Annotated in this window: 24 protein-coding genes; 6 read left to right on the top strand and 18 right to left on the bottom strand. The window is 28.6% G+C overall.

Annotation, left to right across the window (positions count from 1 at the left end):
- Positions 1 to 133 precede the first annotated feature (133 nt).
- From nifU to VN21_RS03660, 4 genes are all read right to left on the bottom strand, one after another.
- Positions 134 to 589, bottom strand: a complete 456-nt coding sequence (gene nifU, locus VN21_RS03675; RefSeq protein ID WP_046822097.1) for a Fe-S cluster assembly scaffold protein NifU — start codon at positions 587 to 589, stop codon at positions 134 to 136.
- Between the two features lies 1 nt (position 590).
- Positions 591 to 1,778, bottom strand: coding sequence for a cysteine desulfurase NifS (nifS, locus tag VN21_RS03670; RefSeq protein WP_046822096.1), 1,188 nt, complete (start codon positions 1,776 to 1,778; stop codon positions 591 to 593).
- Between the two features lie 18 nt (positions 1,779 to 1,796).
- Positions 1,797 to 2,246 carry an RrF2 family transcriptional regulator gene (locus tag VN21_RS03665; RefSeq protein WP_021429944.1) on the bottom strand — a complete coding sequence of 150 codons (450 nt, stop codon included), beginning with the start codon at positions 2,244 to 2,246 and terminating at the stop codon, positions 1,797 to 1,799.
- Between the two features lie 165 nt (positions 2,247 to 2,411).
- On the bottom strand, positions 2,412 to 3,182 hold the full coding sequence (locus VN21_RS03660; protein ID WP_046822095.1) for a GNAT family N-acetyltransferase: 771 nt from the start codon (positions 3,180 to 3,182) through the stop codon (positions 2,412 to 2,414).
- 213 nt (positions 3,183 to 3,395) lie between these two features.
- Between VN21_RS03660 and VN21_RS03655 the strand changes: the two genes are divergently transcribed.
- Complete coding sequence (locus tag VN21_RS03655) at positions 3,396 to 3,953, top strand: hypothetical protein (RefSeq protein ID WP_046822094.1); 558 nt, start codon at positions 3,396 to 3,398, stop codon at positions 3,951 to 3,953.
- A gap of 42 nt (positions 3,954 to 3,995) precedes the next feature.
- On the opposite strand, the gene VN21_RS03650 is transcribed toward VN21_RS03655, so the two are convergent.
- A complete protein-coding gene (locus tag VN21_RS03650) occupies positions 3,996 to 5,273 on the bottom strand; it encodes a replication-associated recombination protein A (protein WP_046822093.1) in 1,278 nt (425 codons plus the stop codon).
- Between the two features lie 209 nt (positions 5,274 to 5,482).
- Here VN21_RS03650 and VN21_RS03645 point away from each other — a divergent pair, with 209 nt between their 5' ends.
- Positions 5,483 to 6,121 (top strand): SIMPL domain-containing protein, encoded by a 639-nt coding sequence (locus VN21_RS03645; protein WP_046822092.1) that lies wholly within the window; start codon positions 5,483 to 5,485, stop codon positions 6,119 to 6,121.
- A gap of 30 nt (positions 6,122 to 6,151) precedes the next feature.
- On the opposite strand, the gene VN21_RS03640 is transcribed toward VN21_RS03645, so the two are convergent.
- Together VN21_RS03640 and VN21_RS03635 are read right to left on the bottom strand one after the other, a co-directional pair.
- A complete protein-coding gene (locus tag VN21_RS03640; RefSeq protein WP_046822091.1) occupies positions 6,152 to 6,571 on the bottom strand; it encodes a DUF3785 family protein in 420 nt (139 codons plus the stop codon).
- A gap of 12 nt (positions 6,572 to 6,583) precedes the next feature.
- Positions 6,584 to 7,489, bottom strand: a complete 906-nt coding sequence (locus tag VN21_RS03635; RefSeq protein WP_046822090.1) for a transglycosylase domain-containing protein — start codon at positions 7,487 to 7,489, stop codon at positions 6,584 to 6,586.
- Between the two features lie 195 nt (positions 7,490 to 7,684).
- Here VN21_RS03635 and VN21_RS03630 point away from each other — a divergent pair, with 195 nt between their 5' ends.
- Positions 7,685 to 7,855, top strand: a complete 171-nt coding sequence (locus VN21_RS03630) for a 4Fe-4S binding protein (protein WP_035114423.1) — start codon at positions 7,685 to 7,687, stop codon at positions 7,853 to 7,855.
- Positions 7,856 to 8,101: 246 nt separating this feature from the next.
- On the opposite strand, the gene VN21_RS03625 is transcribed toward VN21_RS03630, so the two are convergent.
- The 9 genes from VN21_RS03625 to VN21_RS03585 all read right to left on the bottom strand — a co-directional run bounded on the left by VN21_RS03625 (position 8,102) and on the right by VN21_RS03585 (position 16,984).
- Positions 8,102 to 9,163, bottom strand: coding sequence for a serine/threonine-protein kinase (locus VN21_RS03625; protein WP_064503600.1), 1,062 nt, complete (start codon positions 9,161 to 9,163; stop codon positions 8,102 to 8,104).
- 184 nt (positions 9,164 to 9,347) lie between these two features.
- Positions 9,348 to 9,851: a 3'-5' exonuclease gene (locus VN21_RS03620; protein WP_046822089.1), complete on the bottom strand. Its 504-nt coding sequence runs from the start codon at positions 9,849 to 9,851 to the stop codon at positions 9,348 to 9,350.
- 96 nt (positions 9,852 to 9,947) lie between these two features.
- Positions 9,948 to 10,853 carry a S8 family peptidase gene (locus VN21_RS03615; RefSeq protein WP_046822088.1) on the bottom strand — a complete coding sequence of 302 codons (906 nt, stop codon included), beginning with the start codon at positions 10,851 to 10,853 and terminating at the stop codon, positions 9,948 to 9,950.
- Positions 10,854 to 10,970: 117 nt separating this feature from the next.
- Positions 10,971 to 11,909 (bottom strand): SPFH domain-containing protein, encoded by a 939-nt coding sequence (locus VN21_RS03610; protein WP_046822087.1) that lies wholly within the window; start codon positions 11,907 to 11,909, stop codon positions 10,971 to 10,973.
- A 13-nt stretch (positions 11,910 to 11,922) separates the two neighbouring features.
- Complete coding sequence (locus tag VN21_RS03605; protein WP_046822086.1) at positions 11,923 to 12,348, bottom strand: NfeD family protein; 426 nt, start codon at positions 12,346 to 12,348, stop codon at positions 11,923 to 11,925.
- 81 nt (positions 12,349 to 12,429) lie between these two features.
- Complete coding sequence (locus VN21_RS03600; protein ID WP_046822085.1) at positions 12,430 to 13,596, bottom strand: MORN repeat-containing protein; 1,167 nt, start codon at positions 13,594 to 13,596, stop codon at positions 12,430 to 12,432.
- A 217-nt stretch (positions 13,597 to 13,813) separates the two neighbouring features.
- Positions 13,814 to 14,827: a PTS sugar transporter subunit IIC gene (locus VN21_RS03595; protein WP_046822084.1), complete on the bottom strand. Its 1,014-nt coding sequence runs from the start codon at positions 14,825 to 14,827 to the stop codon at positions 13,814 to 13,816.
- Positions 14,828 to 14,979: 152 nt separating this feature from the next.
- Positions 14,980 to 15,996 carry a 3'-5' exonuclease gene (locus tag VN21_RS03590; protein ID WP_046822083.1) on the bottom strand — a complete coding sequence of 339 codons (1,017 nt, stop codon included), beginning with the start codon at positions 15,994 to 15,996 and terminating at the stop codon, positions 14,980 to 14,982.
- Between the two features lie 127 nt (positions 15,997 to 16,123).
- Positions 16,124 to 16,984 (bottom strand): tRNA 2-thiocytidine biosynthesis TtcA family protein, encoded by an 861-nt coding sequence (locus VN21_RS03585; protein WP_046822082.1) that lies wholly within the window; start codon positions 16,982 to 16,984, stop codon positions 16,124 to 16,126.
- 274 nt (positions 16,985 to 17,258) lie between these two features.
- On the opposite strand from VN21_RS03585, the gene VN21_RS03580 reads away from it, so the two are divergent.
- Genes VN21_RS03580 through VN21_RS03570 form a run of 3 tightly spaced genes read left to right on the top strand, consistent with a single transcriptional unit; the run spans position 17,259 to position 18,314 of the window.
- Positions 17,259 to 17,462: a spore coat associated protein CotJA gene (locus VN21_RS03580; protein ID WP_021429821.1), complete on the top strand. Its 204-nt coding sequence runs from the start codon at positions 17,259 to 17,261 to the stop codon at positions 17,460 to 17,462.
- A complete protein-coding gene (locus tag VN21_RS03575; RefSeq protein WP_021429956.1) occupies positions 17,462 to 17,725 on the top strand; it encodes a spore coat protein CotJB in 264 nt (87 codons plus the stop codon). The genes VN21_RS03580 and VN21_RS03575 overlap by 1 nt, the downstream gene beginning before the upstream one ends.
- Before the next feature lie 16 nt (positions 17,726 to 17,741).
- The gene (locus tag VN21_RS03570; RefSeq protein WP_046822081.1) at positions 17,742 to 18,314 is read left to right on the top strand and encodes a manganese catalase family protein; all 573 of its coding nucleotides are present in this window, start codon (positions 17,742 to 17,744) and stop codon (positions 18,312 to 18,314) included.
- Positions 18,315 to 18,359: 45 nt separating this feature from the next.
- Here the strand turns inward: VN21_RS03570 and VN21_RS03565 are convergent, their stop codons facing one another.
- Together VN21_RS03565 and VN21_RS03560 are read right to left on the bottom strand one after the other, a co-directional pair.
- Positions 18,360 to 18,767, bottom strand: coding sequence for a hypothetical protein (locus tag VN21_RS03565; RefSeq protein ID WP_046822080.1), 408 nt, complete (start codon positions 18,765 to 18,767; stop codon positions 18,360 to 18,362).
- Positions 18,768 to 18,882: 115 nt separating this feature from the next.
- Complete coding sequence (locus VN21_RS03560) at positions 18,883 to 20,232, bottom strand: C40 family peptidase (RefSeq protein ID WP_046822079.1); 1,350 nt, start codon at positions 20,230 to 20,232, stop codon at positions 18,883 to 18,885.
- Positions 20,233 to 20,350 lie beyond the last annotated feature (118 nt).

Genomic DNA, 20,350 nt, shown 5'->3' with positions numbered 1-20,350 from the left:
CTTTTTTCGTCTCTATCCAAAGTTTAAATATTAAGATTATCGAAGGTTTAGTTATGTATGTTGACAGAACACTTACGTACATAGTACGTCGTGTGAAGGAAACATACATAACTGAACCGAGTGGAACTTAATTTTAAACTAAATCTTCTTCTAAATCATGATGATGATCGTGGTCATCCTCTATAACAACACCATCTAAAGCAGCTATGTGTATATTGTTCTTTTTAGAATAATCTATTAAAGCAGCTTTTATAGCTTGTTCCGCTAATACTGAACAGTGCATTTTTACTGGTGGTAATCCATCTAATGCTTCTGCAACAGCTTTATTTGTTATATCTAAAGCTTCTTCTATAGTTTTACCTTTTATTAATTCTGTAGCCATAGAAGAACTTGCTATAGCTGATCCACATCCGAAAGTCATAAACTTAACATCGTTTATTATTTTAGTATCGTTGTCTATATCAAGATATATTCTCATTATATCTCCACATTTAACGTTTCCAACTTCTCCTATTCCACTAGCATCCTCTATTTCTCCAACATTTCTTGGGTTCATGAAATGATCCATAACTTTTTCACTGTATTGCATATTAATTACCTCCCTTTTCTAACTTGTTGTATAATGGTGACATACTTCTTAGTCTCTCTATTATTTTTGGTAAGTTATCTATTATATAATCTATATCTTCTTCTGTTGTAAAATCTCCTATACTAAGTCTTAATGATCCATGAGCTATCTCATGAGGTAGCCCCATAGCCATAAGAACGTGAGATGGATCTAATGATCCAGAAGTACAAGCTGATCCACTTGATGCTCCTATACCTAACATATCTAGCATTAATAGTATTCCTTCTCCTTCTATAAACTCAAATGAGAAGTTTACATTTCCTGGAAGTCTGTATTCTAAGCTTCCATTAACTTTTGTATGAGGTATTCTTTCTAGTATACCATCTATAAGTTTAGCTCTTAATGCTGTTAGTCTTTCTATATGCTCTTCCATGTTAGCTTTTGCAAGTTCACATGCTTTTGCATATCCAACTATACCTGGTATATTTTCTGTACCTGCTCTTCTTCTTCTCTCTTGTGCTCCACCATGAACAAATGTGTGTAGTTTAACACCAGTTCTTATGTATAAAGCACCTATCCCTTTTGGTCCATAAATCTTATGAGATGACATACTCATTAAATCTATATTTAACTCTTTAACATCTATTGGTACATTTCCAGCAGCTTGAACAGCATCTGTATGGAATATAACATTATGTTTTTTAGCTATTTCTCCTATTTCTTTTATAGGTTGTATAGTACCTACTTCGTTGTTAGCAAACATTATACTTATTAATATAGTTTTATCTGTTATTGCTTTTTCAACATCTTCAGCATTTACTCTACCATCAGCATCTACATCTAAATATGTTACTTCAAATCCATGATGCTTTTCTAAGTATTCACAAACATGTAATATACCATGATGCTCTATTTTAGAAGTTATTATATGATTTCCTTTAGCTTTGTTTGCAAAAGCAACTCCTTCTATTGCCCAGTTGTCACTTTCTGTTCCACCAGCTGTAAAGTATATTTCATTTGGTTTTGCATTTATAAGATTCGCCACAGTCTCTCTTGATTTATCTAAAACATTTTTTGCATCTCTCCCGAAAGAATGGAAACTTGATGCATTTCCGAAAGTTTCAGTGAAGTAAGGCATCATAGCATCTAGTACTTCTTGTTTTACAGGAGTTGTAGCCGAATAATCCATATATATTTTTCTTTTTTCCATTTCATTCATCTCCTAAATCTATTTTATAATTAAATCTGTTATATCATTTATGTTTTTATTTTTATTGTAATCATCTATCATGTTTTGAAGTGTTATTGAATTTATAACATCTTCAATACCTTTTTTAAGTCTTTCCCAAACAATTTTGGTAACACATATTCCAGAGTTTTCACATATATCTTCATCTACTACACAATCTGATATTGAAACAGGACCTTCAAGTACTATTAGTATATCTCCTACAGTTATATCTTTAGGTTCTTTAACTAATAAATATCCTCCTTGAGCACCCCTTACACTTTTTATCAATCCAGCTTTTTTAAGTGCCGAAAATATTTGCTCTAAATATTGCTCTGATATATTTTGCTTTTGAGCTATTTGTCTTAATGGAACTGGTCCATTTTTCTGTGTCAACGAAAGCTCAAACATTGCTTTTAGTCCGTATCTACCTTTAGTTGATAACTTCATTTTATACACCTTCTTTTCAAATAGGTATTCCCGACTAACTTACTAGGTTTTATCTTCAAGATTATTTTATTATATCCTAGTGATCTTGTCAACATTAAATTCATACTATTTTTGTAGGAATTAAAAAAAGAGTTAAAACCTTGTGTTTTCAACTCTTTTTATTCTTTATACATAATAAATTACCCACTGACCGACTTCTTTAAACCCTAATTTTTTATAAATTTTTCCGGCATCTTCATTATCATAAAATAGGCATGGCTTCTTTTTTTCATTTATCAAATTATTACATAACTTAACTATACATTTTGTTGCATATCCCTTATTCCTGTACATAGGGTGTGTACCTACTCCAACTATCATCGCATGTGTAGTACTTTCTGCTGTAGATTTTGCCATAGATACAATTTTTTTATCTTTTTCAATATAATATCCTCTTCCAGTCCTTAAGTTTTCTCTTATACTTTGTATTGTAGGTTTTTGAAATTCATTTATATTTTCATATAAACTTAGTATTTTACCTATCTTTCCAAATCTTATTTTTTTAACATCACTATCTAATTCGTATTCTTTTAAATAGCTTCTATTTTTCAATATACAAAAGTTAACAATTCTTTTTCTATCATAATTAATATATGGCTCTATATATTTTAAAGTTTCAATTTTCCCATTTATGTTACTAAATGGTAGGCTACTTATATGATTAATAAAGCAAGTCATATCTCTATTATCATAAGAATACAACGTTAATAGATCAAAGTATTGTATAAGTAATCCATTTATCTCTCCAACTGTATTTAAATCTCCCCATATATTAAAGAATTGATTATCATATCCATATCTTTCAATATCTCCTATTGCAAATAAATTAAAATCTTCTTCTCTTCTTAAATATTCAATAATTTGATTATGGTAACATTCATCTAACTTTAGAATCATTTTATCCTCCGACATATAAGTTTAATGCTAAATAATATGTTATTAGTTATTTATTTATTCTTTTTTATAAGGCTTTTTTCCTTTATTAAATTAGTTATTATTTTATAATTATATCAAATTAAAACAAAATTTCATTTTTATAATCAAATTACTTGAAAATCTATTTTCATAGTGATATATTAGTTTTAATAATTTCAGAAAGAAGGGTTAATTATGACTATATTAGATATCTTTGTTAAAAATTTATGTGGAACCTTTAATAATGATGAGCAAATAGAATCTGAATTAAAAAAAGGTGAGGTAAAACACCCTTATGCAAAACATATAAATGGTATTTGCAATGATAAAATAAAAAACTTACCTAAGGATTTTAAAGGTTACTTTGTTATAGAGGAAAGTTATTATAAGCAAGGCAATTTCAGCAATATATTACCTCATTTATTTTTATTTACACTGAATGAAGATAATAAGGTTGTGTTAACATCATATGAATTGCCTGAAGGCGTTAAAAAAGAAGATTTTAGAAATGATAATGAATCCTTAACAATGGATTATAATAATTTAATTGTTTCTGAAAAATTTACACCTATGGTCTATGATGAGTCCGATGGAGTATTTACTGGAGAAAGCATTAGTTATTTTTCACCTGTAACTAAATTTGAATTAAAAGAAAGAATAGAAGACTCTACATTATACGTAAGTGAAGTTTTTTATAAAAATGATAAAATAACTTTCGGATTTATCGATCCACTAATATATAAAAGAATATAATAAAAAGGTACAGTAGCAAAACTGTACCTTTCTTAATTTTAACTAACTATTTTTATTTTTTAAAGTTTTCCAATACTGCTCAAATGATTTTTCATTTTTATTTAATCCATGATTATAATACTTTCTATCCTTTATAGGCTCAGGTAAATACTGTTGATCTACATAATTATTTTCATAGTCATGAGGATATTTATATTCAAGTCCTCTACCTAGTTTAGCTGCCCCTGAGTAATGAGCATCTTTTAAATGCATAGGTATATCCCCAGTTTCTATGCTATCTAAATCAGCTAGCGCTAAATCTATAGCACTTATTACTGAATTTGATTTTGGACACTGAGCTAAGTATATTGTAGCTTGCGCAAGAGGAATTCTTGCTTCTGGAAACCCCAATTGAAGAGCTGAAGAAACACAAGCTTCAGTTATAGTTATAGCCTGAGGGACAGCAAGCCCTACATCCTCACTTGCAACGCACAATAATCTTCTTGTTATTCCTTGTATATCTCCTGCTTTTACAAGCCTTGCTAAATAATGTATAGCTGCATCTGCATCTGATCCTCTAAGAGATTTGTGAAATGCAGATAGTATAGAATATCCATCATCTCCACCTCTATCAAAATTCATCATTTTTACAGTTGAACAATCCATAACATTTTCTAGTGTTATATTTACACTATTAGTCGTTATATTTGTTCCTAAGTTAACAACTAACTCTAACTTATTTAATGCACTTCTCATATCTCCATTACACGTTTGAGCAATATACTCTAATGCGTTTTCGTCAACGTTTATACTCTCATATGTATTAAGTTTTTTAATTTTTTCTACAGATTTTTTTAAGCCTACAAATATATCATTTTTATTTATTGGTTTAAATTCAAATATAGTGCTTCTACTTAATATGGCTTTGTATACTACAAAATATGGATTATCCGCTGTACTTGCTATTAATGTAACAGATCCATCCTCTATAACTTCAAGAAGTGATTGTTGTTGCTTTCTATTTAAAGCTTGTATCTCATCTAGCATTAAAATTATTCCATTATATGAAAATAAATCTCTCTTACTACTATCTATTGCCTCTTTAATTTCTTTAGTTCCACAGTTAACTGCATTCAACTTTATATATTTTTTTCCAGTTACATTAGCTATTATATTAGCTAATGTAGTCTTTCCTGTACCTGGTGGTCCATATAAAATCATATTTGGAATAGTTTTATTTTCTATAAGCTTATTTATAATTTTTCCTTTTCCTATTATATGAGTTTGCCCTATCATATCATCTATTTGTTGAGGTCTTAATCTATCAGCTAATGGTTGCATTTTTACCTCCTAACTTTATATGTAAAATTGTATATAAATAAAAATTTAGTTCTTTTTTACTTACATTATTATACTACCTTTCAAATTTTATTTCATCTATAGTACTTTTACTATATATCATTATTTTTAATCAAGCCTTATCTTAGGAATAAATTTTATTTTAAATTAGTATATTTATAGTATATGTGATTGTTGAAAGGGGATATTTTATGCAATATATGAATATGAATACAATTAGAGAGAAGGGGCAACTCTCTATGAATGGAGTTGGGACTGTTAGAGTTAAGGCTGACTTAGCTTTATTGACAGTAGGTGTAACCACATCTAATCCTGATGTTCAAGTAGCTCAAGTAGAAAATTCAAATACTGTAAATGCCATAATAATTAGCCTAACTGACTATGGTATTCCAAAAGAAAATATAAATGCTTATGATGTTTCTATAAATAAAAAATATGATAATATATCAAATGAACTTATCGCTTATGAAATCACTACTACTTTAAGAATTGAAATCACTAATATAAAAAATTTAGGCGATATTTATTCTTTAGCTATAGAAAACGGCGCTAATAGCAATATTAATATTTCATTTACTGTATCTGATACAGCTCCTCATTATAAAGATGCACTTTTAGCTGCAACTCAAGATGCATTGGATAAAGGTGCATTAATAGCTAAAAATCTTGGTATAAAATTAAGACCTTTACCTGAAAGTATTTTTGAAAATAGTACTTCAATTTATTCTGTAAGTAAAAGAGATGTTGGATACGCAAGCTCTCCTTATCTATCATCAGGTGATTTAATAGTTACAGCTCAAGTAACTGTTGTTTTTAATACTTATATATAAAAATAAAAAAGCTGCTATAAAAGCAGCTTTTTATACTATGCAATTTTCTATTTGAACTATATAATCTCCACAATGTTCACATATTATTATACTTACTATATAACTATCGTCTACTTTTCCAGCTCTACTTAACTTATTAAATGATAGTCCTTCATATTCTTTATCTATATCACTGATTACATATTTACCATCCTTTGAAAATACATAAAAATGATATTCTAAGAATCCAAAGAATTTTTGTTTTTCCTTAACTCCTGCTAAGCACTCTGGACAAGCTTCTTGATAGTATTCTAAATCAAAATCAATATTTTCATCTTGATTCAACAATCTTAAAACCTTATCTAAATCTATATTAGACACTGGCTTTTCTTCATCATTTATTAGACCACTACAGCTATTTTCATTTAGTTCATACTCTTTTTCTCTAAATTTAAATTTATAATTGTTCATAATACACCTCTTTTACTTTATATTCATTGGAGTTTCTTGCTTTTTAGTTGCCTCATATTCATCTTTAGTTATATATCCTAATTCTTGCATTTTATATAAAATTATATCTCGTCTTTTTTTAGCTGCTTCATAATCTGTGGAATATAACCCTGGATTATTTGTTATACCAGCTAATAATGCACATTCACCTAAATTGAGCTCACTTACATTTTTATCAAAATAGATTTTAGCTCCTTTTTCAACTCCATATGAACTTTTTCCTAAGTATATATTATTTAAATAAAGTTCTAATATTTCTCGCTTATTCATATGTTTATTCATTTGCTTAGCGTTGTACATATCTTTAAGTTTTCTTTTTATAGTTTGGTCTGTAGTAGTTAAAAGATTCTTTGAAAGTTGCATTTCCAGTGTACTTCCACCTTGTGTAGATTTACTGAAAGCATTGTGTATAATCGACCTCGCTAAAGCCATATAATCTACACCTTTATTATCGTAAAATCGTTCATCTTCTATAGAAACTATGGCATTTTGTAAATTCACAGGAATTTTACTTATACTTACATATTCGCTACTTATTGACTTGTCTCTCATATATGAATATGTAAGTTCAGGAGTATTTCTAAACATTACATTCATTAATGCATTTCCAGCTATAGCTCCTAAAAATGATATTATAAGCAAAAATATTAATGATTTTTTTAGCACGCCTAAAAACTTTTTATTTCTTAATTTCTTTTTAGCTCTTACTTTTTCAACTCTTTTCCCACTACTTGTATATTCTTTTCTATTATCATAATTCATACTATTCTCAGCTCTATTTATGTTATTTTTTTTAATAACTTGAGTTTTTGAGTTTACATTATGAGAGCTAATTTTTTTACGCCTTATTTTATTATTTCCATCATCATAATAACTCATTTTTTTCTCTCCTTTTTAAATATATGAGTAATTATACCTTTTTATGCCAAATAAATCAAAGCTTTAATTGTATATAGTTTTATGTTTTTTTGTTCTTATTATTTAAAATTATTTTATATAAATTTTGAAATTTTTGTGTAAACTTGATTTTTTAGGGTATAATAAATCTGAACAAAATTTTAGGAGGTATTTATTATGGCTTACAAAATAAATGATGCTTGCATAAGCTGCGGAGCATGTGAACCAGAATGTCCAGTTAGCTGTATATCTGCAGGAGATGACAAATACGTTATAGATCCTGATATATGTATAGAGTGCGGAACTTGCAACAGCGTATGCCCTGTTGATGCTCCTCAACCAGAGTAATACATAAATAAAATAGACAAAAAAAGAAAAGCTAATAGCTTTTCTTTTTTTGTCTATTTTTAAATTAAGAATTCAATTTGATTTATTTTATATTTTTTTGTCGAAAATTGTTGACATATTTGTCGAATCTTGATATTATTATTCAAGAAGGTTATTCCCCTGATAACCTTAAAATTTTTACTCCCCAAATAAAATATATTCCCTAATAAACCCCTTTTTATAATATATTTTACCCCTTTAAAAGCCTTACTTTGATCGGTATGAAAGTAAGGCTATTATTTTGTTTACTTCCTTAAAAGCATCTATTTTCCTATCTATATATTCATAACAATAACCTTTATATATATTGTATTTTCTACTTTCCTTATTAACTCTTATAGTTTTTATATTCCAATAACCTGAATCCTCACTAACTATAATTTGTATAGTAGTATTATCATTGTTTTTTCTTGTAAAATAATGATTTTCATCACTACATTCGTATTTCCAATCCAAGTTTTCATTTATACATTTGATATCTTTAATTATCTCTGATACATTTTCATATCTATTTTCTGGACTTACATTTATACATTTTTCAATTATGTTTATCATGTCTTTAGGTATATGAGGTAAATATTTATTTCTTTTAGGGAATTTACCACATGCTGATGCTACTTTAACCATGTTTATATCTTTATATTTTTTTAATTGATTATTATATTCTAAGTTCCCATTACACATCCTATACAAAGTTGTACCTATTTGATATATATCAACTTTCCTATCTATAACAGTACTCTTACATTGTTCTGGAGCTATATGTTTATAGTAAACATTTCTTAATTTACCAACTCCATTTTTATTCAAATATACAGCTGAACCAAAATCAGTTAATACAGCTTTATTTTCATTACTTATAAGTATATTATTTGGTTTTATATCACAATGCGCAATTCCTATATTGTGTATATACTCAACAGCATATAAAAAATCTAAAGCATAGTTTTTTATTTCTCTTATGGTCAAATTTCTTGTTTCTAATAAATGATATAATGATCCATTTTTATAATAAGGCATTGTTATATATATATTTTCATCATCGTATGATACATGATTTATTTTTATTATATTTGGATGGTTTGCTTTACATATTTTTTTTGGTTCTTCGAAACATTTTTCTGGATTTTTAAAAGATGATTTTTTTATTTTCTTTAATATGAATTGTCTCCCCATTTGACTATCTTCAACTAAATATAACTTTGAATTAACCCCTTCTGATTTTAAAGGTTTTATTATTTTTAAGTCTATATTAGTAATTATATCCATAATATAGTATCACCACCTAAAAACACTCCTATCATAACCCCCATTACTGTCACTCCTAACTCTGCATTTTTATGACTTATATATACTATGATTTTTAAGTATAAATAAACACTAAAAAAGCAAATTCAATTTTGTATACTTAAAAAACCCTTATACTTATTTTAGTAAGCATAAGGTTTTTTTGTTACTTATTTAGTTCAAGAAATAATTTTGCAGTAGCTAGTGTATCACTATCTGCTCTATGTGCATTTTTATTTTCTATATTATAGTACTCACACGCAGTTTCTAATTTTTTATTTTTCCCTTTATATTCTTTGTTCTGCTTTAAAAGTTCTAAAGTACATATATGATTATTAATAGGCTCTAGACCCATTTTGTCTAAATAAAAATTCAAGAACTTTAAATCAAATTTAGCGTTATGTGCAATTATTGTTTTTTCACCTACATAATCTCTGAACTTAGGTAAAACTTCTTCTAAGCTTTTTTCATTTTCTACCATTTCATTACTTATGTTCGTTATATCACTTATAAATGTAGGAATTATTCCCTTAGGTTTTATTAATCTCGAATAATTTCTACCTATTTTATTATCTACAATCTCAGTTACACCAATCTCTATAATCTCACAACCTTTGTATGGGTCTAAACCAGTAGTTTCTAAATCTACTACGATAAATTCTTTTTTCATATAAAACCTCTCACCTTCATAAAATTATATCTATAATTATATCAAATTTTAGTATATATTAAAAAAGAAAAGCAATAACAAAATTAGTTTTAATATTTATTTAAATCCTTTTTTAGGAATTTTAGGGCTTTCTAAAAATACTAATCCATTTCCTTGAACCTTTTTATCATAACTTAAGTCTAAAGTAAACTTAATAAGTTGTGCATATATTTCTGACTCGCTTAGATCTCTTTCAAACGCTACATCTGAATAATTCTTTATAAGAGCTAGTGCTCCACTAACATGAGGGGCTGCCATACTTGTTCCATCTAAAATTGCATACGTATTATTTTTATAAGTAGATAAAATACCCACTCCTGGAGCCATTACATCTAAAAAATTATTACTATTTGAAAAATATGCAGGTTTGGCATTCTCATCTACAGCTCCAACTGAAATAACCTCACCATATGCAGCTGGATAAGAATATTCATTTGTAGAAGATTTATTATCTCCATCATTTCCTGCTGCACAGACCACTAATATATTATTACTTGAAGCTTTCCTTATAGCTTTGTGAAGATTCTCATCGTCAGTATATCCACCTAATGACATACTTATAATATCTACCTTCTTGGTTATAGCATAATTAATAGCATTTATTATCCACTTATACTCTCCTTCTCCGTCTCCATTTAACGCCTTTAAAATCATAAGGCTACATTCAGGCGCAACACTAAGCACAATTCCGGCAACATGGGTTCCATGCCCTACATAATCATTGGCTATATCTTTATTTGAGTTATCATCTTTTGTAAAGTTTCGTGTGTGTACTATATTATTTTTTAATGCTTTGTGCTCAACATCACAACCTGTATCTATAATAGCTACCGTGATTCCTTTTCCACGGTTTGATTTAGCCCAAAATTTATCAGCTCTAATCATTTTTACACCATAGGAAACTATTTTGGTCTCTCTACTAACTTCATTTACTTTGTATGGAAGCAATCTCATTTTGCTCATCTAATACAACTCCTTTGATAACATTCATACTGAATTATATACAATTTAAAGTTATATTGTGATAATCGTAAAAAATGTCCTAAGGTTTAATCCTTAAGACATTTTTATTCTTTAAATTTACTTTTTATCAGCTATTAGTTCTTTTATAGCTCCTATGCTTCCAAGTAACCCTTGTGATTCATACGGAATAAAGACTTTATTTTCACCTTTAGCCATTTCGCTTAATGCTTCTACATATTTAACAGATAACATCGCCTCATCAACATTAGCATTTTTAAGAGCTTCATATACCATTCTAACTCTATTTGCTTCTGCTTCTGCAATTTTATTGATTGCTTCTGCTTCCCCTTCTGCAATTCTAACTTGAGATTCTCTCTTAGCTTCTGCATGAAGTATAGCAGTTTGCTTTTCTCCTTCTGCCTTTAATATTTGAGACTCTTTAAGCCCTTGTGCCTCAGTTATAGCAGCTTGTTTTGTACCTTCTGCTTGAAGTATAACTGCACGTTTTTCTCTCTCTGCTCTCATTTGTTTTTCCATTGCTTCTTTTATATCCGCTGGAAGATCTATGTTTTTAATTTCAACTCTTTCTACTCTTACGCCCCACTTATCAGTAGCTTCATCAAGTATGATTCTAAGTTTATTATTTACATCATCTCTTGAAGATAGCGTTCTGTCTAGTTCCATAGTTCCTATTACATCCCTTAATGTAGTTGTTGTCAAATATCTTATAGCTTGAACTAAATTAGCTATTTCGTAAGTTGCCTTAAAAGAATCTGTAATTTGATAGTACACAACCGTATCAATCGACATTGTAACGTTGTCTTTAGTTATAACCGGTTGTGGTGGTGAATCTATAACTTGAGTTCTAAGATCTATTTTCTTAACAACTCTATCTAATATAGGAATAACTATATTTAATCCTGATTCACCTGTTTTCCAATATTTTCCTAATCTTTCTACTATAATAACTTCTGATTGTTTTACTATTTTAATAGTAGCAAAAGCTAAAACTATAACTAATACTATTAAAACTGTAAAGAATATTGATGCAAACATTTAAAACCCTCCCTTATGCAATTTTTACAATTAATTTTACCCCATCTATTTTTTCAACAACTACATTGGCATTTTTAGGTATTTCTATTGAATTAACTGATGTTGCACTCCAAACTTCTCCATTTAATTTTACTAATCCAGGCTCTTCTGAGCTAATATCTTTTACTACTACACCAGTTTTTCCTATTAAAGCATCTATGGTAGATGGTTTTATTTCTTTATTTACCTCAAAGTATCTCTGAAGTACACTTCTACCAAATATAATTCCTATACCTGAAACAATACACATTATTACGATTTGCGCACCCCAAGAAGGTATTATAAATGATGCTAACCCTGCTATAAGGCAGCCTATGGCGAAAAATATAGATAGAAAGCTTACTGTAACAGCTTCAATTATAAGTAATACTATCCCTATTATAATCCATATTAAAAACATTAAATCTCCCTCCTTAAGTATACTATACCCTATTTTAATTGCCTTTGTAATTATAGTATATGCTTTGTAGCCTTATTGTAACTACTTAAATGTTTTTATTACCTCTTTTTCATTTTTGCTTATATCTATATTTTTTATCTCTTTATTTTCTTTACTCTCTCTTATTAGCTCTCCTTTGATTATTATTTCATCTTTTATACAAACTTCAACCTTTGTTCCATTTAATAAATAATATGTTCCTATTCCACTTTTCTTATCATCTTCCCATTCTCCTATGTACCTATAAATTTCACATGTATAAGTTCCTACTCCAGATTTTTTTCCATTTGTATATTCACCTTCATAAACTGAATTATCTTTATATATGTACAATCCTTTTTCATCAAATTGGTCATCTTTAAAATAACCTTTATAACTTTCTCCATTTCTATACTTTAATATTCCATATCCTTTTTTATATCCATATTTAAATTCGCCTTCATATATATCTCCAGATTCATTAGTATATACACCTTTCCCATGATATACATTATTTTTAAATTCACCTACATATTTACTTCCATCAGCATATGAGTAGGTTCCTTTTCCATTTAATTTGTCTTCTTTATATTCACCTTCAAATACTCCTCCATTATTACACACATACTTTCCTTTTCCCTCTCTTAATCCATCATTAAAAGTTCCTGAAAACTTATCTCCATTGTTATATATAATAAGCCCTTTTCCTTCTCTTTTCCCACTTCTAAACTCACCTTTGTAAATATCCTTATTTGCAAAGATGTACATTCCTATACCCTCTATAACTCCAAATTTAAAATCCCCACTATAAACAGATCCATCGCTATAAATATACTTCCCTATACTATGCATCAAATCTTCTTTCCATAAGCCTTCATATCTATCTTTATTTGCAAAAATGCAAATTCCAAATCCACTTCTTTTTCCGTCCACCAATTCACCTTTATATGTATCTCCATTATCATATTTTAAAATTTCATATTTATCATCTTTATTACTTATTTTGGTACTTTTAACTAAGTTATCACTATCCTCAATTTGATTTCTTTTAATACCTCTATACCCACCTCTTAAATTATTTGTTTTTTCATTATATCCATTTTTGCTTTTTATGTGTTTATTCTTTCTAATTTCTAAAATAAATAGTAATAACTTAATTCCCATAAATGCCATTGATAAAGTAATAAATATAACAAATACCATTTCAAAATAACTTTTTATACCTTCCATATATAGTCCTCCTTATATTCTTATAATATAAGTTTATATATACAAGTCCAAAAAAATGATTTTATTTATACGACAGGAGATAATGTTTTTTATTTAGTATAATTTTCTAAAACATAAAAAAGACTGTTTTGCAGTAAAATTGTAAGCAATATGTATTAAACTTACATAAATTCACTGCAAAACAGTCCATATATTCTTAATTTAGTTTATATAAAATTTATCCTCTAATTTCTGCAGCTGTAACTACCTTATGATTTCTAAAAATATAACTTGCTGCAAATCCTACAATAGAACTTATTACAGCACATATAGCCATACATATTAAAACTTCTTTCGCTGGGTTAAAAGCAAACATAACTGGAAGTCCTGCAGATGGCGCAGCTGTACCTGGTGCATTATTTATAAGCCCCATAGATGAAACTACGACTCCTCCAATTGCTCCACTTATAAAATTTGTTACATATATAGGTATTGGATTTGCTGATATTATATCTGCCTGTGTTAGTGGCTCAATTACAACAGATATAGTATCTCTTGTATCTCCAAATTTTAATTTTTTAAATAATATGTAATTTGCAAAAGATGTTGCTGATACAGGTAATGATGCTATAGCCATAGGTACTCCTGTTAAACCTAGCATAGCAGTAAGTGCCATAGAACTTAATGGAGATGTTGATATCAATGTGAAGAATCCTCCTATTATTAATCCCATTACTATTGGACTTGAATCTGTAGACCCTGCTATTACTTCTCCTATTGTCAATAATGTGCTATTTACTACAGGTTCTAAAGATACACCTATTAATCTAGTTATTGGTGCCATTACAATTACCATAACTAATAAATCAAGTCCTGGAGGAACTTTTTCTTCTAAATATTTAACTGCAAATGACATTAAATATCCAGCTATAAATCCTGGTAGTATTCCTAATCCTGAACAAGTTATTCCTAGTAACATTGAGTATACCGGAGAAACGCCTAGTGCTAACATAACTAATGAAGCTGCCACTAAACCTCCTAGCCCTCCATTTATTGATCCTAGTTCACTAAGAAACGGAATTCCAAGAGTATTTCCTAGTAATGAAAACTGTATAGCTTCCACCAAGAATGTAGCACAGGCTGCACTAGCCAATGCTCCCATAGCTTTCATACCATGTGGTGCCTTGTAACTAAATACTGAAAATGCGGTCAGTACCGCTAGTAATAATAGTGTTCCTTTTATAACTTCCATTTTTAAAGCCCCCTCTTTTGTCTAAAAAATACTAACCTTTTCTTATATTATAATTCAAAAACCAAGTATTTAGCAATAATTTTCAAAATATTCCCATTATATATAATATTTTTTATACACATAAAAACAAACCAACTACGGCTAGAATACGCTTAGTAGCTGGCTTGTAAAACTTCTCCTAAATTTAAATTTTCTTCTTCTAGATCTTGTTCAAATAATTCTAATATTTGAGTCAATTCTTGTTTATATTGCTCTTGACTTAACTTATAGTAGGATAAATCCTCCATTAGTTCCATCATGTCTAAATACACATTTTCTAAAAGATAAAAATATCCCCCTTTTATATCAATAAGACTATTAAATGTAAATAACTTTTTACTCACATCTTTTATATACTCTATATTATATATATCTAAATCAATTATAGACTTTATATATAGTTTTAAAGTTTTTAAAATCTCTATAGAGATGGCATCTAAATTTACATTTTCTTTATTAGTATGCACGCTATCTTTATAAGCTTCAAACACAAATTCTAAATTTGTATTAATTTCGATAAAAGGGTTTTTTATTAAATCTTTTATAATTAATAACTCTCTTATACATTTTTTATTAGATAATGTCATATCTAATATAAGCAAATTGTATGCATCTGCTAAAGGATCATGTGCTTCTCCGTCAAATTCAACGTTTGAATATTCAAGTAAATTCTTTAAAGATATATAATTTATACATCTAATACCTTTATTTAAGTATTCTTTTTTTATGTCAATAAATAAATCTTTTATATTATTAACAAACCTTGGATGGTTATTTTTTTTAGAACTTCTTCGATCTGTATTTGCAAAACATGTTAAATCTAGATTTCCAAAAGTATAAATACCTTCTATTTTCGAAAACTCACCTAACCATCTTTTAAAATCTCTCATTACCTCTTCATAAGTAGGGGCATTAGCAATTTCTTCATTGGTTATTTTAGTAAGTTCTTCTATGTGAGGATATATATCAATCTCGCTTACCGGCTTTATTAACGATTTAAAATTTGAAATGTTCTTTGTAGATGTATCGTACTTTACAGCTCCAATAGCAATAATATCAGCATTATTTATATCTCTTCCATATTTAGAATTTGACATATTCATCTCAAAATCTATATATATTTTTTTCATCCCCTTCATCCTCTCTAAAGCATAAAACCTATATATTTTACCTCTTAATTAAATTTATCATAATATAATTTTATAATAGATTTTTACTAATATCAATCTAAAAGAAAAAGGATGTACTAAGTACATCCTACTCAAATCTCTCTAGGAAAGAATGTTTTTCTCCATCCTGTTGCCATCCTAAAACTGAATCAATATTTACATTTTCCGCAGCTTTAAAAATAGATTTTTCTACATCTTTGAAGTTATCTCCTAAGTTTTTAATAAGATCTTTTATTTCATACCTCTTATTACCTGTCTTTTTAGCCGCTACCATACAAGCACAGTTTAAAGGCCATATACCACTATTTTGTATAAATCTAACTATATGTTCTTCTCTTATATAGTATAAAGGTCTTATTATTTCAATTCCATCAAAGTTTGTAGATTTTAACTTTGGAAGCATTGTTTTAAAGTTACCTGCGCATAATAAATTAAGCATTGTCGTTTCTATTACATCATCATAATGATGTCCTAAGGCTAACTTATTACAACCTAGCTCTTCTGCTTTAGAGTATAATGCTCCTCTTCTCATTCTTGCACACATATAACAAGGATAATCTTTTGCTATTTCATCTGCAATTTCAAATATTTTTGAATCAAATAAATGGATAGGTATATCTAAGTATTCACAATTATCTACCAATAATTGTCTTATATCTTTATGATATCCAGGGTCCATAGCTATAAATTCGACTTCAAAGTTTACTTGACTATGTCTTTTTAACTCTTGGAACATCTTTGCCATAAGCAAACTATCTTTGCCTCCAGATATAGCTACTGCAATCTTGTCGCCTTCTTCAACTAAATTATATGCTCTTATAGCCTTTATAAACTTAGACCATAAGTTTTTTCTATATCTTTTTACAATACTTCTTTCAATATCTTTAAGTGGCTGTCTTTCATCAAAAGGAACTATAATTTCGCAGCCTTTTCCTGCTAATTCGCTCATTCAATCACCTCATTTTTTTGTGAACATGCAACTTATTTTATCATAAAGCTCAATATTAGTTCAAGATATTCATGTTTTATATCTAATTATTTCCCAGAAAATCATTTTCTTTTATTATTATCTTCAAATTTCTACTTATTATATGTATTTTTAAATTTATAAATTTTGTGTAACTTTTTAGCTACATATGAATATTATGCTATTAGATACAGTTAATTTAACTGTTCTTTAGATATAACTTTTAAAATACATCATTTGAACTGGAGGAATTTTGGTGAATACTAGAAATGTTAATAAAAATTGTGGAGATGCATTAGCTAGACCATATGTAAATGACCAAGTTTTCGGCAAAATGTATAATTTGTCAAAAGCACTTCAATATGGAACTATATTCCCTGAATTAAATTTATGGGAATCTGCTATGTACAATAAAGATTTATATAGATATATGAAAAAAATCAATGGAGGTAAAAGATAATGGCTACACGTGCTGATATGTTAACAGATATAGAAGAACTTTGTTTTGCATGTTTAGATATGAACTTATACCTAGACAATCATAATGAAGACGAAAGAGCATTAGCAACTTACAACAAACTATGTTCAGAACTTGCTAAAGCTAGAATTAACTATGAAAAAAAATATGGACCATTAAATAACTTTGGATACTCTCCAAGTAAAAGTCCCTTTCAATGGGTAGAAGGTCCATGGCCTTGGGAAAATAAATTTTATGAAATGTAAATAGGGGGATAATTTTATGTGGATATATCAAAAAACTTTACAACATCCAGTGAATCTTAAATCTAAGGATTTAAAAATGGCTAAATATTTAATTACTCAATTTGGAGGTCCTAATGGAGAATTAGGAGCTGCTTTAAGATATTTATCTCAACGATTTACTATGCCAACAAGTAAATCTAAGGGTCTTTTAACTGATATTGGTACTGAGGAACTAGCTCATGTTGAAATGATTGCCAGTATGGTTTATCAACTTACTCAAGATGCAACTCCAGAAGAACTAAAAAAAGCAGGCCTTGGTGAAGGCTATGCACAAAATGGGTTTGGAATATTCCCTTCAGATGCTCATGGAGTTCCTTTTTCAGCATCTACAATTGCTGTTATGGGAAATCCAGTAACAGATTTACATGAAGATATGGCTGCAGAACAAAAAGCTTTAGCAACTTATTATCAACTTACTAATTTAACAGATGATGTAGATCTTAGAAATGTCCTTCGTTTCCTAGGTGAAAGAGAAATCGTTCATTATCAAAGATTCGGAGAAGCTTTAATGGATGTATATGATTATCAAGAAAGTAAAAAAACATTTTAATAAAAATAAAGCAGGTTCTATTTAATAGAACCTGCTTTATTTTTATTAAACATTAGATAAAACTCTTATTTTCGTCTCTTCATCTAATATATTAAATACATTTAAACTTTCATATTCTCCAACCATATATGTCTGTAAATACTTATATAACACATCTAAAACCGCATATTGCCCTTGGTTTCTAAAATATAACTGCAAATTAGATATATAAATCATATAACACTTATTCATTCTGATTTCTACATACTGTGAGTTACTTGATAACCTTGCATTTTCAAATAGCTCTTTTAACCTCATATATGCACATTCTGAATCTCTATTAGTTACACAGTTACTTAATCTTTCATCTAGAGCGTTCTCTATGTTTAAAACAGCATCTCTATCCATATAAAATTCTATATAGCAATTATTCTTACTGTATTTAAATTGGTAAAAATCAGTTATTAAGCACATGACTACACTCCTTCACTTAATACTATAATTATGATGACTTTATTAGTATTTTCAATTTACAATCATATTTATACACATAAAGTAAAAAAAAATAAAAAGCTTTCGCTTTTTATTTTTATAAAACTCTTCTTGCATTTGTAAATTTAGAATTATAGTAACTATTGAACTGTGATATTACAACTTTTCCAGTTCCTGACGAAGCATGTATAAATTCATTATTTCCAATATATATACCAACATGATTTACTACACCGTCTCCATCTGTATCAAAGAAAACTAAATCTCCTTTTTGAAGATTACTTTTGCTTACAGATGTCCCATATTTGCTTTGCTCTTTAGAAACTCTAGGTAGGCTTTTTCCTGCTCCATTTTTAAATGAATAAAGCGTGAATCCTGAACAGTCAAAAGTATTTGGACCTTCAGCTCCCCACACATATTTCTTTCCTAATTGTTGTTTAGCAATATTTATAACTTTATCTGCACTAGATGATTGCCCTGGATTTTCTCCCCCACCTGAGTCTACAGTTCCTAAATATTGAGATGATACATATCCTATTGTTCCATTATAATTTATTTTTGACCATCCATTATTCTCTGATATTACTCCTACTTGTGTTCCTCTACTCAATGATCTTATTACTGAGTAATTAGTTCCTGGTCCTTTTCTAAGATTTAAACTACTGGCAGTAACTTGCTTATTTTCTTTTACAGTATTATCTTCTTGTCCACCACCTGAATTTATATCTCCTAAATATTGAGATGATATATATCCTATTGTTCCATTGTAGCTTATTTTTGACCATCCATTGCTTTCTGATATTACACCTACTTGTGTTCCTTTGCTTAAAGCTGTTATTACTGAGTAATTAGTTCCCGCTCCTTTTCTAAAGTTAACACTACTTCCTGTAACTTGCTTATTTTCTTTTACAGTATTATCTTCTTGTCCGCCACCTGAAGTTATATCTCCTAAGTACTGAGATGATATATATCCTACTGTCCCATTGTAGCTTATTTTTGACCATCCATTACTTTCTGATATTACACCTACTTGTGTTCCTTTGCTTAAAGTTTTTATAACTGAGTAACTTGTTCCCGGTCCTTTTCTAAAGTTTACGCTATTTCCTGTAACTTGCTTGTTCCCTTTTACAGTATTATCTTCTTCATTTCCTGTAGATCCTGATACATAATCACCATGTACAAATCCTTCTGTTCCATTATACTTAATTTTTGTCCAAGAACCTACAGTTTCTATATATTCAACTTTATCTCCTGTGTTTAACTTTCCAATAGATGAGTAATTAGTCCCTGGCCCTTGTCTAAAGTTTACAGAATTCCCTTTTATAGTTCTATAATCAACACTTTTAGTTTGTTCATTCGTATTAGCAAACGATACCCCAGTAGAAGCTGGAATTATTATCGCCGCTGAAATTAATCCAGCTATCATGCTTTTTTTCTTTAAATTCATATATTTGCTTTGCTCCTCTCCCTATAAATATTCGATAATTTCAATAATATATTTTTATGATATAGTTATTATTACAAAATTGTAACATTTTGTCTACATTTGTAACGACTTCCCAATT

The organism is Paraclostridium benzoelyticum, assembly GCF_001006285.1.
Taxonomy (GTDB): Bacteria; Bacillota; Clostridia; order Peptostreptococcales; family Peptostreptococcaceae; genus Paraclostridium; species Paraclostridium benzoelyticum.
Note: the sequence above shows the minus strand (reverse complement) of the source record. Positions and strands in the feature narration are given on the sequence as shown.

Bases quoted from the DNA above. Each gene is read 5' to 3' on its own strand.
- nifS (WP_046822096.1), bottom strand. From the start codon at position 1,778: ATGGAAAAAAGAAAAATATATATGGATTATTCGGCTACAACTCCTGTA.
- VN21_RS03610 (WP_046822087.1), bottom strand. From the start codon at position 11,909: ATGTTTGCATCAATATTCTTTACAGTTTTAATAGTATTAGTTATAGTT.
- VN21_RS03590 (WP_046822083.1), bottom strand. From the start codon at position 15,996: ATGAAAAAAATATATATAGATTTTGAGATGAATATGTCAAATTCTAAA.
- VN21_RS03645 (WP_046822092.1), top strand. From the start codon at position 5,483: ATGCAATATATGAATATGAATACAATTAGAGAGAAGGGGCAACTCTCT.
- VN21_RS03655 (WP_046822094.1), top strand. From the start codon at position 3,396: ATGACTATATTAGATATCTTTGTTAAAAATTTATGTGGAACCTTTAAT.
- VN21_RS03650 (WP_046822093.1), bottom strand. From the start codon at position 5,273: ATGCAACCATTAGCTGATAGATTAAGACCTCAACAAATAGATGATATG.
- VN21_RS03630 (WP_035114423.1), top strand. From the start codon at position 7,685: ATGGCTTACAAAATAAATGATGCTTGCATAAGCTGCGGAGCATGTGAA.
- VN21_RS03575 (WP_021429956.1), top strand. From the start codon at position 17,462: ATGGCTACACGTGCTGATATGTTAACAGATATAGAAGAACTTTGTTTT.
- VN21_RS03585 (WP_046822082.1), bottom strand. From the start codon at position 16,984: ATGAGCGAATTAGCAGGAAAAGGCTGCGAAATTATAGTTCCTTTTGAT.
- VN21_RS03565 (WP_046822080.1), bottom strand. From the start codon at position 18,767: ATGTGCTTAATAACTGATTTTTACCAATTTAAATACAGTAAGAATAAT.
- VN21_RS03665 (WP_021429944.1), bottom strand. From the start codon at position 2,246: ATGAAGTTATCAACTAAAGGTAGATACGGACTAAAAGCAATGTTTGAG.
- VN21_RS03595 (WP_046822084.1), bottom strand. From the start codon at position 14,827: ATGGAAGTTATAAAAGGAACACTATTATTACTAGCGGTACTGACCGCA.
- VN21_RS03640 (WP_046822091.1), bottom strand. From the start codon at position 6,571: ATGAACAATTATAAATTTAAATTTAGAGAAAAAGAGTATGAACTAAAT.
- VN21_RS03615 (WP_046822088.1), bottom strand. From the start codon at position 10,853: ATGAGCAAAATGAGATTGCTTCCATACAAAGTAAATGAAGTTAGTAGA.
- VN21_RS03635 (WP_046822090.1), bottom strand. From the start codon at position 7,489: ATGAGTTATTATGATGATGGAAATAATAAAATAAGGCGTAAAAAAATT.
- VN21_RS03570 (WP_046822081.1), top strand. From the start codon at position 17,742: ATGTGGATATATCAAAAAACTTTACAACATCCAGTGAATCTTAAATCT.
- VN21_RS03600 (WP_046822085.1), bottom strand. From the start codon at position 13,596: ATGGAAGGTATAAAAAGTTATTTTGAAATGGTATTTGTTATATTTATT.
- VN21_RS03660 (WP_046822095.1), bottom strand. From the start codon at position 3,182: ATGATTCTAAAGTTAGATGAATGTTACCATAATCAAATTATTGAATAT.
- VN21_RS03560 (WP_046822079.1), bottom strand. From the start codon at position 20,232: ATGAATTTAAAGAAAAAAAGCATGATAGCTGGATTAATTTCAGCGGCG.
- VN21_RS03625 (WP_064503600.1), bottom strand. From the start codon at position 9,163: ATGGATATAATTACTAATATAGACTTAAAAATAATAAAACCTTTAAAA.
- nifU (WP_046822097.1), bottom strand. From the start codon at position 589: ATGCAATACAGTGAAAAAGTTATGGATCATTTCATGAACCCAAGAAAT.
- VN21_RS03605 (WP_046822086.1), bottom strand. From the start codon at position 12,348: ATGTTTTTAATATGGATTATAATAGGGATAGTATTACTTATAATTGAA.
- VN21_RS03620 (WP_046822089.1), bottom strand. From the start codon at position 9,851: ATGAAAAAAGAATTTATCGTAGTAGATTTAGAAACTACTGGTTTAGAC.